Consider the following 15,175-nt stretch of genomic DNA (forward strand, 5'->3'; position numbering starts at 1 on the left):
ACGCGCTAACATTTGTACCCTGATCATCTAACAAAAAGACACCCGTGTACGCCTCAGACTTCTCACTCCAACAATATGACTCCCCATCGCTAACACCTGTCTGTTTCGTAATTCTAACGCCTTGGATAAACTGAAAGCGCATACTTCCTTTAGAAAGGAGTCCAACGATATGAACTTTAATCTTAACACGGTACCCTTCAGCCGAAGAGGCACCTTTCTGGCAATTTCTGAACTACCTGAATCGGATGTCAGGGCGGAGGGACTTTACTTACGGACTGTACGTGGTGGGGATGATAAATTTGGTGAAGCTTTTCAAATTGAACTGCTGGATGAGAGTAATCAGTATATTCCGTACGAGGCTAAGGCAGAGCCTGCACTGCTTCATTTGAATACGGATATCGATAATATCTATGCGGAGATCTGTATTACAGATGGCCGTACGGTCCGTTTCAAGAGCAGAGGATGTGGCATTCGCCTCACCTTCCGTACCTCAGCCTACGATTATGCTTATGAACACAGCGCAGGCAGCTTTGAAGTAAACAGCTTCACCCATGAATGCCGGTTCATGCTCACCCGGTTAACCGGGGCGCTTCGGATGGAGGTGCCTTGGGATAAAATCAAGAGCTCCCGCATTGTGGCGGAATTCATCCCTGAAGCAAGTACGAAAATTGCCGAGTTCGCGGTGGAAGAATTCCGCACGGTATGGGAACGGCGTGATGCCTGGACACCATGGGAGGAAGCAGTACTAGAGGTGCAACAGGAATATGACCAGTGGCTGGATGCTAGCTTGACCGTTCCCGAACAATGGCAGGACGGCCGTGAACTGGCAGCTTATATTACCTGGTCCTGTCTCGTTCCCGCGGAAGGATGTTTGACCCGGCCAGCCATGTATATGTCGAAGAACTGGATGACGAATATTTGGAGCTGGGATCACTGCTTCAATGCGATGGCTCTAGTTATGCATCATCCAGAGCTGGCGTGGGACCAGTTCATGATCTTCTTCGACCGTCAGGAAGAGAGCGGCCTGATTCCAGATTTTATCAATGACAAGTATGAGCTTTGGAACTGCAACAAGCCGCCTATTCATGGCTGGACGCTGGCCTGGATGATGCAGCGGACGGATTATATTAAGGAATCCCATCTTCGTGAAGTGTATGGCCCCTTGAGCAAGTGGACGAACTGGTGGTTCCGATACCGGGATAACGACATGGACGGTATACCACAGTACAATCATGGAAACGATTCGGGTTGGGACAACAGTACTGCCTTTAATAACGGGATTCCGGTGGAGAGTCCGGATCTGGCAGCATTCTTGATCTTGCAGATTGAACTGCTTGCCGAAATTGCCGGGCTTCTGGGGCTTACCGACGAAAGCACCGCATGGAGACGATTGGGCGAGGAGACCCTGGAGAAAATGCTGCGTCATTTCTGGAAGGATGGAAGGTTCACCGCTTGCCGTTCTGGAACTCACGAAGCATCCGACGGCGACAGCCTGCTGCTCTTCGTGCCCGTTCTGCTCGGCAAGCGGCTGCCGGAGCCCATCCTGCGCGCACTGCTGGATGGCTTAAGGGATGAGAGCCGCTTCCTGACGCCGAACGGCTGGGCTACTGAGAGCGTGAAGAGCCCTTACTACACCCCGGATGGCTATTGGCGAGGCCCAATCTGGGCGCCTTCCACCATGCTGCTCGTAGAGGGGGTGGCCGCAGCGGGGGATATCGAACTGGCAAATGAGGTAGCCCGCCGATTCTGCAATATGCTGAACAAGAGCGGCATGGCCGAGAATTTCGATGCCTTGACGGGTCAAGGCCTTCGTGACAGGGCATTCACTTGGACCTCAAGTGTCTTCTTAATACTGGGGCATGAGTATACAACCTAAAAATATACGGGCACTTCCTTCTGGTCAAGACCGGCGTGAGGGGAAGTGCTTTCCCATTTTTCGAGATATTCCCGAGTGTGCCAGTCCATGCTACACTTCAACTATAAAAATGAAATATAAGGCGGGGATGAGGAGTCATGTGGAGTCATTTCTTTCAGAAGTTATATCATCGCTTCTCTATTCGCTCTTATTTCAGCATCAGGACCAAGCTGCTCTTTTGCTTTCTTATTGTCACTATTATTCCACTGTTGTCGCTGGGAGCCCTGAACTATTATCAATCAGCCAAAGTTATCAACTCCCAATTCGGGAAATACGGGGAGAACACCGTGGCACAGCTTGATCAGCAGATCAGTTCTGCTTTGAACCGGATGAATCAGACGACAGGAGCGATCTATTCGTATCTCCTTGATCCTGCGCGGGCGGGGTTAGGTGATCATGTACCGACTACGTATCAGGAGATTATGGATAAAGATGACTTCGAGGCACTTCTTAAATCACTTAAGGCGGATCTGACAAGAGGGATTTATTTAATTACCCGCTCTGGTTATTACTATGGAGAGAATAATCTGGATGTCAGTAAGCTTAACGATATTCCCGCCTGGCGGGCCATTACTTATTCATCTAAAGGTCCCTATTGGCTGGGATTCTATCCTATGAATCATGACATGGGAGATTCGAATACCGGGGAACCTATACTGGGGCTCGCCGTACGGATTAATAATCCGGCGGGATCCCAGCATGGAAGCACGATCTTAATTGAAGAGGATGCGCAGGTTCTTCTGGATATGTTCCATATGTTTGAGGAGGATACCAAAGCACATTTGACGATAACTGATACAGAGGGACAGCCCATTTATCAGTCAGAATCACCGTTCACCCCGAACGACAAAGATGTGGTGTGGAATAGGACACTGGCAGCCAATGGATGGAAGATTGAAGCGAGGCTGCCATCCAAAGCCTTCTATTTTTCCTCAAGCCTGATCCGTTATAATACAGTACTTGTAGCCATTGTTTCTTGTCTCCTTGCCTTTGGGCTAGCTTATATATTCTCATCAAAATTCACAGCTCGCATTCGCAGGCTGAAAGACTCGATGCAGAAGGTCAGCTTTGGCAAGCTGCATACGAGGACCCTGGTGGAAGGCAAAGATGAACTCGGGAGCTTGGATACCAGCTTCAATCGTATGGTGGGGGGAATTCAATCTCTTGTCCAGGAAGTGGAGCAGAGTGAGCGGCTAAAGAAGGAGGCCGAGCTGAAGGCATTCCACTACCAAATTAATCCTCATTTGCTTTTCAATACACTGAATTCTATCCAGTGGAAGGCAAGGCTTCAAGGGGCGGAGGATATCCGCCAAATGCTCTATCATCTGACGATGGTGCTTGAAGGAAATCTGGATATTTCCCAGGAGTTGATCCTTCTGGGCCGTGAACTCCGTATGATTGAGCATTTTCTGAAAATCCAGGAGATTCGTTATGGAGCCACGTTCCGCTATGAACAGACTTGCGACGATGACCTTAAGTCGTATCTGATTCCCCGTATGACCCTTCAGCCGCTCTTTGAGAATATCTTTTTTCATGGTTTTGAAGACGGGAAGGGGAATATTTCGTTAAGTGTACGGGAGGAAGGCGAGCATCTGTTGTTAACCTTGTCTGATGACGGTGCAGGGATTACGGAAGAGAACCTGAGGGCACTTAGGCTTGCAAAGCCGGAAAGTAAACCGCAGGGACGCGGGGGACTCGGCGTTCAGAACGCCAACCAGAAGTTCAAGCTTCATTTCGGACCACAGTATGGCTTAACGGTTCAATCCACGAAAGGTGAAGGCACTACTATCGTAATTCGGTGGCCTAAGAAGGAGGAGAGTCCGCATGGAGACAACCAAGACCATTAAAGTGTTAATTGCAGATGATGAGAGTATCGTGCGCAAAGGGCTTCGCTCCACAATACCTTGGCATAAATATGGGATGGAAGTGGTGGCAGATGCGCCGAACGGCCTTAAGGCCTGGGAGGCCTACCAGATTCATCTGCCCCAAATCGTGATTACCGATATCGTCATGCCAGAGATGAATGGGATTGAACTGTTACGCAGAGTTAAAGAAGTGGATAAGGACACCCGGATTATTCTGCTGAGCTGTCACCGTGACTTCGAATTCGCCCAGCAGGGAATTAAGCTTGGTGCTTCAGGATATCTGCTTAAGACAGCCTTTGAAGATGAAGAATTGGAAGGAATGCTGGAGAAGTTCCAGAGAGAACTGACATCCCCTGCTCCCGCAGTGGATCCTGAAACAAGCGAAATCTATGGAGAACGGCTGGGCTCTCTCTTGTTTGCCTGGCAGAGTGGGTATAACAGCAAATTTATTGACGAAATGGATAAGCTCATTGGGGAAAAGCTGCCGCTGAATAGGGAATCCTTGTATATTTATTTGGTCAAAACCTGTGGATGCGATCATACCTATCTGGATCTCGTTAAGGTTCATGAGGATGGGAATAGCCGGGTACCCCACAGTGCTTCTGTTATCATCCCTTATGGTGAGAACCTGTGCTACTGGATTGTACCTGGTAACGAGTTGGAGACTGCGGGCAGTCTGCTCGTTCAGTTGAAAAGCCAATCCGATAAGCTGAATTGGGCCAAGAGAGGACCGTTGCACGACGCTGAAGACCTAAGCAAAGCCTTCATGGCGCTTCACAAGGAAGCGGAAGTGGAGAAGCTGCATGGAATTTCGTCCCAGGACTGGCCTGAACCGATCTGGAAGGCCGTGAAGCTACTGTACGAGAACCCTGGAGCGGACTGGTCGGTTAGTGATTTGGCGGGCCAGGTGGGGCTTAGCCGAAGCCATTTCTCGATCCTATTTAAGAAGACACTCGGCGACAGCTTTGTGGCTTTCCAATATAAACGGAAGCTTAAGCTGGCCAAGGAGTTGCTGCGGGATACGCAGTTGACAATGCAGGACATTGCGGAGCGAACAGGGCTGGGAGACAGCAAATACTTCAGCAAATGGTTCAAGCGTTGTACGGGGCAGACGCCTAGTCATTACCGGATACAACAAAAAGACGACGTGATTCGAACAGATGAACACCCCAGCCTGTAAATCGAACAAAAGTACACAAACATTCGAATAGATATCCGTTTTGAACCGCTTTCATAAAAGTTAAGATGAAAGCGGTTCAATTATTATAACCTCATTCAAAGGGGAGGCTGCTACAGTGAAAAAGAAAATTTCTCTTATAGTACTTGCCACAACATTAATGGCAACTATGATCACGGCTTGCGGGGGGAAGAATGAGAGCTCAACATCCACAGGTACCGCAGGCTCAGGGGAGACGAAGACGCTTCGCTTTGCGACATGGGATACCGGAGATGCGCTCAAGATTGAGCAAGACATCGCCAAGAAATTCGAAGCAGCCCATCCGGGCACGAAGGTTCAGGTAGAGGCGTATGCAGACGGTTTTGATCAGAAGCTTGCCGCTGGATTCGGGGCGACTAATCCGCCGGATGTGATGTATATGTGGGATTTTCCAACCTATCATCAATCTCTGGAACCACTGGACAGTTATTCGAGCAAAGATGAAGAATTAAACATTGAAGATTTCTATCCGGGATTATTCAATTATGGAAAAATTGACGGCAAGCTTTATGGTATTCCGGCAGGGTTCACCACTCGTGTGGTCTATTACAACAAGAAGTTGTTCGATGAGGCAAAGCTACCTTATCCAAAGGATGGATGGACATGGAAAGAGTTCCAGGACATCGCGGCCAAGCTTAGTGATAAGTCGAAGAAGCAATACGGATTCGGGGTTCGTGCAGAGAACGATACGTATGACCTGCAGAGCTTCGTATGGAGCAACGGAAGCTCTTTCATCTCAGATGATGGGAAAACGATTGAAGGATTTATGAACAGCAAAGAGACAGCGGAGTCCATCCAGATGCTCGGCGATATGGTTAAGAACGGTTCGGCTGTGCTGACCGGAGGTAAAGGCCAGCAGAGTGGAGACGATATTTTTAAAGCCGGTAAGATCGCGATGTGGGAGAGCGGTATCTGGCCGCTGGAATCGTTTAAGACGGCAGGCATAGATGTAGGTACGGTCGAAATCCCAGCCTTTCCTGGCAAACCAGTCAAAGGAGTGCTTGCAGAATCCGCCTTGTCGATCGCCAAGGATTCGAAGCAGAAAGATCTGGCTTGGGAATTCGTGAAATTCTATGTGTCCAATGAATCGATCAAGATGCGTGTGGCTGATCTGCCTGTAAGGGTCAGTGTCGTTAATGAGCTGAAGAAAGATCAGGACCCGCTCTATAAACCTTATTACACGATGCTGGAGCGTTCCAGCAACACACCGGCGTTCCTGCTCAATCCGAAATGGAATGAAGTAAACCGCCAGCTCTCGGCGGCGGTAGAAGCGGTTATGCATGGCAGCAATGCCCAGGAAGTGCTCAATCAGGCTGTTAAAGACAGTGAACGTTATTTGAAATAACACATTTACAGAAAGAAGGTTAAGAGATGGCTCAGACCTTTCTGCATCAAGCAGGGGAGCCTATGGCCGAGCTCAAGCCGACACGAAAACGTAAATGGGGTAGGGCAATTCCCTACCTCTTCATTTTTCCATGGATCTTCGGATTCCTCGTGTTTACCTTGGGGCCATTGTTGTTTTCCCTTATCATCTCTTTTTTTGATTGGCCGATTGTTGGCGAAGTACATTTTATCGGGTTTGGCAATTATGCGGATATGTTTACCGATGACCCGCTGTTCTGGACCTCACTCGGGGTTACCCTCAAATTTGCGGCATTGTTTGTTCCATTGAACATCATTGTGGCGCTTGGGCTTGCGATTCTCTTGAATCAGAAGACTCGGGGCAGTGCCATCTTCCGGACCGCCTTTTATATTCCCTCGGTTATATCCGGTGTCGCTCTGGCTATGATCTGGTCTTGGGTGTACAGCGGCGATTATGGGATTCTGAATTACTTCCTGTCCCTTATCGGCATTCAGGGTCCGGATTGGCTCAACGATAAGCAGTGGTCATTAGTAGCGATGGTGGTCGCAAGTCTCTGGGGACAAGGCTCGATGATGCTGATCTTTCTGGCTGGCCTCAAAGGGATTCCAAAAGACCTTTATGAATCCGCTTCCATTGATGGAGCAGGCAAGATCAGACAATTCTGCAGTGTGACCATTCCAATGATCACACCGACGATCTTATTCAACCTAATTACTTCCATCATTGCAGCCTTCCAGCAGCTGACCCTGGCGTTATTGCTGACCGGAGGCGGTCCAATGAGAGCAACTTATTTCTACGCCATGTACATGTATGAGAATGCGTTCAAGTATTTCAAAATGGGATATTCGGCAGCTAACGCTTGGTTTATGTTCCTGATTGTGCTCAGCTTGACCTTCATTGTGTTCAAGTCCTCGGAAGCCTGGGTGTTCTACGAAGGTGAAATGAAGAAGAATCCTCAGAAGAAGCAGAAGGCTCAAGGAAGGAGACGTTCATTGTGAAGAAAATACTCGTATACGTGCTGCTGCTTTTTTTCTCACTGTTGTTTGTGGCCCCGTTGTTCTGGGCGGTTACGACTGCGCTGAAGTCACAGTCCGAGCTGTATCTTTTTCCACCTAAATGGATTCCATCCGTGTGGAAGTTCAGCAATTTTGCAGAGGCGTGGAACATTCAGCCCTTCAATATATTTCTGAAAAACACACTGCTGATCACCATCCTGTCGACACTAGGCCAACTGATTTCATGCACGCTCGTTGCTTATGGATTCGCGAGATTCCAGTTCAAGGGCAGAGACTTTCTGTTCCTGGTTGTGCTGGCAACGATGATGATTCCGTGGGAGGTTACCATGATCCCACAGTATATGTTGTTCAACGGTCTAGGATGGATTAATACGCTAAAACCCCTAATTGTACCATCCTTCTTTGGGTCCGCTTATTTCATTTTCCTGCTGCGGCAGTTCATTCTTACGCTTCCTCGTGAGCTGGACGAAGCAGCTACAATCGACGGAGCCAACAAGCTGACCGTATTGACGCGGATTATTGTTCCGCTGATGAAACCTTCGCTGATCTTAATCGCTGTGTTTCAGATTATGGGATGTTGGAATGATTATCTCGGTCCGCTTATTTTCCTTAATGACCAGACGAAATACACATTGACCCTAGGACTCTCACAGTTCAAAGGGATGTACGGTGTGGATATGCAGTCCATTATGGCGATTACTTGTCTGATCTCGATCCCGCCGCTGACGATCTTCTTCTTCGCGCAGCGCTACATTGTTGGAGGCATTGCGACTACAGGCATTAAAGGTTAGTTGGCTAGAGAAAAGAGAGGAGAAATGAACCATGACACAGCAAATGATCGGGAGGGATTGGGATGATCTTGGCATCCTTCAGCGGGGTCGGGCCCAAAGCCGGACCTACTTCATCCCCTATTCTGACTCGTCAGAGGCACTAACTTACAACAGGGGAAGCTCACCCTGGTTCAAATCCCTGAATGGCATATGGAAGTTCAACTATGCAAAAGGTCCAAAGTGGGCACCAGACGACTTCTATGAGGAAGAGTATGATACTTCCGGCTGGGATGAGATTCAGGTACCAGGGCACTGGCAGCTACAAGGTTATGGAACTCCGCATTATACGGATTTATATTATCCGTTCCCGGCAGATCCCCCACATGTACCTGATGAGAATCCGACAGGCAGTTATGTAAGAGAGTTCATGTTGCCCGAATTCTGGAATGGGCGGAATGTCGCCATTAAGTTCGACGGGGTGGATAGTGCGTTTCATATTTGGGTGAACGGTAAATCGGTCGGCTATAGTCAGGGCAGTCGCCTCACCTCAGAATTCGATCTCACTCCTTATGTGAAGGCCGGACGCAATACCTTAGCCGTTAGAGTGTACCAATGGTCGGACGGCAGTTATCTGGAAGATCAGGATATGTGGTGGATGAGCGGGATTTTTAGAGATGTGTACCTGCTCGCCGAGCCGTCTTCGCTTCGCATTGCTGATTATCGGATTGTAACGGAACTGGATGAATCTTACCGTGATGGGATCTTGTCCGTTCAAGTGAACATACAAGGGGAAGCCACGGCACAGGGCCGTCTGCACCTTGAGCTGCTTAAACGGACTGGTGAATCTGTTACCCTGGCTGAGACTGAGGCTACTGTAGGAAGAAATGTGCAGCTTGTTATGCCGGTAGGCCAACCGGAGCTATGGAGTGCGGAATCGCCACATTTATATCATCTACTGATTACTTTGCGGAATGAAAGTGAGGAAACGGTAGAGGTGGTGGCCCAGCGGGTTGGATTCCGCACAGTTGAGGTGTGTGGTGGACAGTTCTTGGTGAACGGAAAGGCGATTCAACTCAAAGGGGTCAATCGTCATGATCATCATCCTGATACCGGCCGCACAGTTACCGTATCCACCATGATGCAGGATATCAAGATGATGAAGCAATACAATATCAACGCCGTAAGAACCGCCCACTATCCGAATGATCCCCGGTTCTATGATCTGTGTGATGAGTACGGTTTATATGTTATGGAAGAGACCGATCTGGAGACACATGGATTCGAACTACTTGGCAACATTTCCAGACTCAGCGATGATCCCTCTTGGCAGGGAGCCTATGTGGAGCGCATGCAGCGGATGGTCGAGCGCGATAAGAATCATCCTTCCGTGATCTTTTGGTCGCTGGGGAATGAGTCCGGCTTCGGCTGCAATTTCCGGGCGATGGCACAGTGGTGCAGAGAAGCTGATCCGACACGGCTTATTCATTACGAAGAAGACCGCGAAGCTGAAGTCTGTGATGTGGTAAGCACGATGTACTCCTCTGTTGAGAAAATGGAAGGCTTCGGTCAGTTGACTGACCATCCTAAACCGCACATTCTGTGTGAATTCGCGCATGCCATGGGCAACGGACCGGGTGGATTAAGACCTTATTTTGATATTTTTGAGAAGTACGACAGACTTCAGGGCGGTTTTGTGTGGGAATGGATTGATCATGGGTTGAGTTGGAAGACAGCAGACGGGAAGGCTGATTACGCTTATGGCGGGGACTTCGGTGATGTGCCAAATAACAGCAACTTCGTCATAGACGGTCTGGTCCGGCCGGACCGGACGCCATCACCGGGCCTACTTGAATACAAGAAAATTATCGAGCCGGTGCGGGTCGAGCATATAAGCAGGAATATAGTAAATGTGATTAATTGCTATGATTTCCTAACACTAGATCACCTTCATGCTGACTGGAGCATCACCATGGATGGGCAAACCGTTCAGAGCGGGGCACTTGCACTGCCAGAGATTGAAGCGGGCGGACAGGCAGAAATGGAGATTCCATACGACCATAGTCTTGATGTTCTTCATCGCAGTGCGGATGCGGAACGGTGGCTGAACATCCGTTTCTCCATCGCGGCGGACTGCCCTTGGGCAGAGCAGGGGCATGAAGTAGCTTGGGCCCAGTTTCTAATGAAGGATGAGGTGGAGCATAAAGTTGAGAGTGAGCTGATCAGGCAGCATCTTCATTGCACGGAAGCTGCTGGGCAGATCATTCTCGCAAATGATGACTTCCGTATGGTTTTGGACACGCGGAGCGGGCGAATCCATTCGCTTCATCTGAATGGCAAGGCACTGATGAAGGCCGGACCGCGGCTGAATTTCTGGCGTGCGCCGATCGACAATGATATGTATGTGCTGCCGGACTGGCGCAAAGCACACCTCGATCGGCTAACGGAACGTGTTGATGAGGTGAGTTGGACCCGGCTTGATGAAGGAACCCTTCGCATCGCTGTAAGCTCAAGGATTGCTCCACCCGTTTTTGATTGGGGGTTCCGCTGTGTAACCACCTATACCGTAACCGGCACAGGGCAGATCACTATGGATGTACAGGGCACACCTGAAGGCAAACCGCCAGAGATGCTTCCAAAGATTGGGCTCCAGATGGAGATTCCAGGTGATCTGGATCGGGTGAAATGGTATGGCCGGGGACCTGGTGAGAATTATTCGGACAGCAAAGAGGCATGTCGTGTTGGTGTGTATACAGCTTCGGTCGATGGACTATTCACTCCATATATATATCCACAGGAGAATGGTAACCGGACGGATGTCAGATGGATATCCATCACAGATGCATCAGGGCTTGGGCTGCTTGCCGCGGGGAATCCAACGCTTGAATTCAGCGCGCGCCGCTATACAGACAAGGATCTTGAAGAGGCAAAACATGCAAGTGCGCTTGTTCCGCGCGACTTCGTCACGCTAAATCTGGATTACCGGCAGAATGGGCTGGGCAGCAACAGTTGTGGGCCTGCTCAGATGCCGGATCATAAGGTAACATCGGGAGCTTTTACATTCCGTATAGAACTCACTCCATTTTTATTAGAAGATACATCGCCGGAGTGGCTTGCTAGACAAATACTGCTTGGGTCACCACAACTATAGCAATGAGAGGAGGAGGCAGCATGCTCCATACACAGGATGTACTCAATTTAAGCGGAAAGATTGCTGTTGTTACCGGAGGAGCATCAGGTATTGGTCTTGCGACGGCTGGGTTACTTGCAGATTTTGGAGCACATGTGGTTGTGCTGGACATCAATGTAAGGCAAGGGGAGCAGGCTGTTCAGGAGATGAAAGGGCGGGGAGGGATCGCCAGCTTCCACCGCTGCGATGTCTCCTCTTCGGAGGATTGCAAGCGTGTAGCTACAGAGATTGATAACGCACACGGAAAAGTTGATATTCTATTCAACAATGCGGGGATTATCCGTCGCAAGACGGTTGTCGAGCTTGAGGAAGCTGACTGGGATTTGGTGATGGATGTATCGCTTAAGGGAGTCTATCTACTCTCCAAATATATGATACCCGTGATGGAGCGCGGAGGTGGAGGCAGCATCATTAATACCGGCTCCGGCTGGGGCCTTAAAGGCGGGGACCGTGCCGCTTCCTACTGCGCGGCCAAGGCGGGTGTGGTCAACCTCACCCGGGCGATGGCCATTGACCACGGCCCTGCGAACATTCGCGTGAACTGCGTGTCCCCGGGTGACACGGATACGCCGCTTCTGCGTGATGAAGCCAAGCAGCTTCATCAGGACGAAGCTGCCTTCCTGGTGGCCTCGGCGGGGGGCCGACCATTGGAGCGGTTGGGCACACCACGTGATATCGCGAATGCGGTATTGTTCTTAGCCAGCGATCTGTCTTCTTGGGTCACTGGAAGTGTACTTGTTGTGGATGGCGGAGGTATTGCCTAACAACTAAAGAAACGAATCATTTCATTTAAACAACCTTTTAAGGACGGAGGCGTTAAGCATGTCTGAACACAGAACGTATGCCCATCCCTATATTCCGAACACAGTACCGGAAGTCCAGGAGGCGATGCTGAAGGAAATCGGCTTGAGCTCCATCGACCAGCTTCATGATGCGATTCCGGACAGTCTAAAACTCAAGCGGGAGATGAATCTTCCTCCGGCTATGCATGAATATGAGCTTCGCCGGCATATTGAGGCTCTGCTTGCGAAGAACAAGCATGGCGCTGATTATATCAACTTCCTCGGAGCTGGATGCTGGCAGCATTTCGTTCCGGCAGTATGCGACGAAATTAACCAACGATCGGAGTTCGTGACGGCTTATGCCGGAGAGCCTTACGAAGACCACGGTCGATTTCAGGCTTTGTTCGAGTATCAGAGTCTGATGGCTGAGCTCGTCGATATGGATGTAGTTAACGTTCCTACCTTCGACTGGGCACAAGCGGCCTCCACGGCTATCCGCATGGCAGGCCGAATTACAGGTCGCAGCATTGCGCTGCTCTCCAGATCTGTCGATCCGGATAAAGCCAAGATCATTAGCAATTACTGTACACCTGTAATGGAAATTCGGTACGTGGAGATTGATCCAGTGACAGGAAAGATAGATCTGGATGATCTGCAGAGCAAGCTTGAGGAAGGAACGGCGGCATTCTACTTCGAGAATCCGGGGTACCTCGGCGTTATTGAGGATCAAGGCGCTGAAATATCTGCACTTGTGCACGAGGTGAACGCAATCTCTATTGTGGGCGTTGATCCGATCTCTCTTGGTGTAATGGAACCTCCAAGTCGTTACGGCGCTGATATTGTTTGTGGGGATCTGCAACCGTTGGGCATGCACATGAACTATGGCGGGGGTCAAGCCGGATTCATTGCTACTCGGGATGAAGAGAAATATGTGATGGAATATCCGTCCCGCCTGTTCGGTATTGTTCCCACAGAAGTGGAAGGGGAATACGGCTTTGGCGATGTGGCCTATGAGCGTACATCCTTTGCCCTCCGGGAGAAGGGGAAGGAGTCAGTGGGAACACAGACAGCACTATGGGGGATTACCGCCGGAGTTTATCTCTCCTTGCTTGGACCAGTGGGTATGCAGGAAATAGGGGAGACCATTATGCAGAAATCCCAATATGCGGCGGATAAGCTGTGTGCCATTCCTGGTGTCTCTTTACGGTTTAAAGATACAGCTTTTTTCAAAGAATTTGTCTTAGATTTTAACGAGACCGGCATATCTGTTGCTGAGATTAACAAGCGCCTTTTGGAAGAAGGGATTTTTGGAGGAAAAGATCTGTCATCCGCTTATCCTCAGTGGGGACAATGTGCCCTTTACTGTGTAACTGAAATTCATATGCAGGCAGATCTGAACCGGCTTGCGTTAGCTATAGGGCGCATTGTCTACAAGAATCAGTAGCATAGAAGAGGAGGAGGAAAGTCATGAAACGGATTCGTAGAGACCACAAGGTGCGCCGCTTTCACCAGGCCAAATGGGATGAACCGGTGATCTTTGAGCTTCATCGGTCAGGGGAGCGCGGAGTGATCCCACCATACACCGAGGCTGGAATTGCCGAAGTTGTCGGCCAAGGCTCCGCCCGAATTCCATCAGTCATGCGGCGAAAAGAAGCACCAGCACTGCCTGAGATTGGTCAGGCCAAAGTTCTTAGGCATTATTTAAGACTCTCCCAAGAGACTTTGGGTTCCGATTTTAACGTAGAGATCGGACAGGGGACTTGTACGATGAAATATATCCCCCGGATCAATGAAATGCTTATACGTACCCCTAATCTGATGGAGCTGCATCCTCTGCAGGATGCCGGATCGGTTCAGGGTATCCTGGAAATCTACTATAAGCTGGACCTAGCGATGCGTGAAATATCAGGGATGAACGCCTTCTCGTTTCAGCCAAGCAGTGGCACTCAAGCCCTCTTGGCTATGGCTTCTATTGTCCGTGCATATCACGATTCACGTGGCGAGGGAGATCAGCGGGATGAGATCATTACGACCATCTTCTCACATCCATCTCAAGCGGCAACCGCAGCGGTTAAGGGATATAAGGTTATTACACTGCATCCGGATGAAGACGGATTTCCTGATCTTGAGAAGCTGAAGAATGCTGTCTCCGAACGCACAGCAGGTTTCGTCGTGGCCAATCCGGAAGACACCGGCATTTACAACCATCGTATCCGTGAGTTCACGGACGTGGTTCATGAAGCAGGCGGAATCTGCTTCTACGATCAGGCAAACGCAAATGGACTGCTCGGCATCACCCGGGCCAAGGAAGCCGGGTTTGACATGTGTTTCTTCAACCTGCATAAGACCTTTGCCGCGCCTCATATGTGTGGGGGACCGGCTACAGGCGCTCTTGGGGTAATCGATGCTCTTAAGCGTTTCCTGCCGGGGCCGCTTGTTGACTGGGACGGCAGCCATTATGTCCTTGCAGAGCAAAGCGATGACAGTATCGGTAAAGTCCGCAGCTTCCACGGCGTGGCCCAGACTGTGCTACGCTCCTACGCCTGGATTATGAGCCTGGGCCCAGACGGTCTTAAGAATGTGGCTCAAATCGCTGTCCTGAATAATAATTACTTGTATCACAAAATTCTGCAAATCCGCGGAGCCAGCGCGCCTTACATGAAAGGTCAGCGTCTTGAACAGGTAAGGTACAGTTGGAAACAGCTTACGGATGAGACTGGGGTAACGACAGAAGATATCACCCGTCGGATGTGTGATTTCGGCCTGCACTATTGGACGTCCCATCATCCGTACATCGTTCCGCAGCCATTTACGCTGGAGCCAACCGAATCTTATTCGAAGGAAGATCTTGATGAATATATCGAGACGCTGGCCCATATTTCGAATGAAGCTTACACGCAGCCGCATATCGTTAAGTTAGCTCCGCACAGCAGCACCGTTCACCGGAATGTGGAATCTTCTCTAGATGATCCTGCAGAATGGTGTATCACGTGGCGGGCTTATCTTAAGAAGACAGAGCCTGTATAGGGTTTGGCCCCACACATTTATTAATAATACATTG

At 49.8% G+C, this 15,175-nt stretch carries 10 protein-coding genes; all 10 read left to right on the plus strand.

The annotated features are described in order from the left end of the window. Positions 1–169: 169 nt before the first annotated feature. The 10 genes from MHB64_RS03760 (at position 170) to gcvPB (ending at position 15,141) form a co-directional block, all read left to right on the plus strand. Positions 170–1,876, plus strand: coding sequence for an amylo-alpha-1,6-glucosidase (locus MHB64_RS03760; protein ID WP_341133754.1), 1,707 nt, complete (start codon positions 170–172; stop codon positions 1,874–1,876). Positions 1,877–2,013: 137 nt separating this feature from the next. Further along, positions 2,014–3,762, plus strand: a complete 1,749-nt coding sequence (locus MHB64_RS03765) for a cache domain-containing sensor histidine kinase (protein ID WP_341133755.1) — start codon at positions 2,014–2,016, stop codon at positions 3,760–3,762. Then, complete coding sequence (locus MHB64_RS03770; protein WP_341133756.1) at positions 3,740–4,960, plus strand: response regulator transcription factor; 1,221 nt, start codon at positions 3,740–3,742, stop codon at positions 4,958–4,960. Before MHB64_RS03765 ends, MHB64_RS03770 begins: the two co-directional genes overlap by 23 nt. Before the next feature lie 157 nt (positions 4,961–5,117). Beyond that, positions 5,118–6,341, plus strand: coding sequence for an ABC transporter substrate-binding protein (locus MHB64_RS03775; protein WP_440962367.1), 1,224 nt, complete (start codon positions 5,118–5,120; stop codon positions 6,339–6,341). A 62-nt stretch (positions 6,342–6,403) separates the two neighbouring features. Beyond that, a complete protein-coding gene (locus MHB64_RS03780; RefSeq protein ID WP_341136046.1) occupies positions 6,404–7,357 on the plus strand; it encodes a carbohydrate ABC transporter permease in 954 nt (317 codons plus the stop codon). Next, positions 7,354–8,166: a carbohydrate ABC transporter permease gene (locus tag MHB64_RS03785; protein ID WP_341133758.1), complete on the plus strand. Its 813-nt coding sequence runs from the start codon at positions 7,354–7,356 to the stop codon at positions 8,164–8,166. Before MHB64_RS03780 ends, MHB64_RS03785 begins: the two co-directional genes overlap by 4 nt. Before the next feature lie 31 nt (positions 8,167–8,197). Further along, on the plus strand, positions 8,198–11,293 hold the full coding sequence (gene ebgA, locus MHB64_RS03790) for a beta-galactosidase subunit alpha (RefSeq protein ID WP_341133759.1): 3,096 nt from the start codon (positions 8,198–8,200) through the stop codon (positions 11,291–11,293). A 20-nt stretch (positions 11,294–11,313) separates the two neighbouring features. Then, entirely contained in the window at positions 11,314–12,096 is a 783-nt protein-coding gene (locus MHB64_RS03795; protein ID WP_341133760.1) for an SDR family NAD(P)-dependent oxidoreductase, read from the plus strand. Between the two features lie 58 nt (positions 12,097–12,154). Continuing rightward, positions 12,155–13,558 carry an aminomethyl-transferring glycine dehydrogenase subunit GcvPA gene (gene gcvPA / locus MHB64_RS03800; RefSeq protein WP_341133761.1) on the plus strand — a complete coding sequence of 468 codons (1,404 nt, stop codon included), beginning with the start codon at positions 12,155–12,157 and terminating at the stop codon, positions 13,556–13,558. A gap of 23 nt (positions 13,559–13,581) precedes the next feature. Beyond that, positions 13,582–15,141, plus strand: a complete 1,560-nt coding sequence (gcvPB, locus tag MHB64_RS03805) for an aminomethyl-transferring glycine dehydrogenase subunit GcvPB (RefSeq protein ID WP_341133762.1) — start codon at positions 13,582–13,584, stop codon at positions 15,139–15,141. Positions 15,142–15,175: the final 34 nt, after the last annotated feature.

Origin of the sequence: Paenibacillus sp. FSL K6-2859, from assembly GCF_038008265.1 — a bacterium.
GTDB classification, from domain to species: domain Bacteria; phylum Bacillota; class Bacilli; order Paenibacillales; family Paenibacillaceae; genus Paenibacillus_AQ; species Paenibacillus_AQ nitricinens.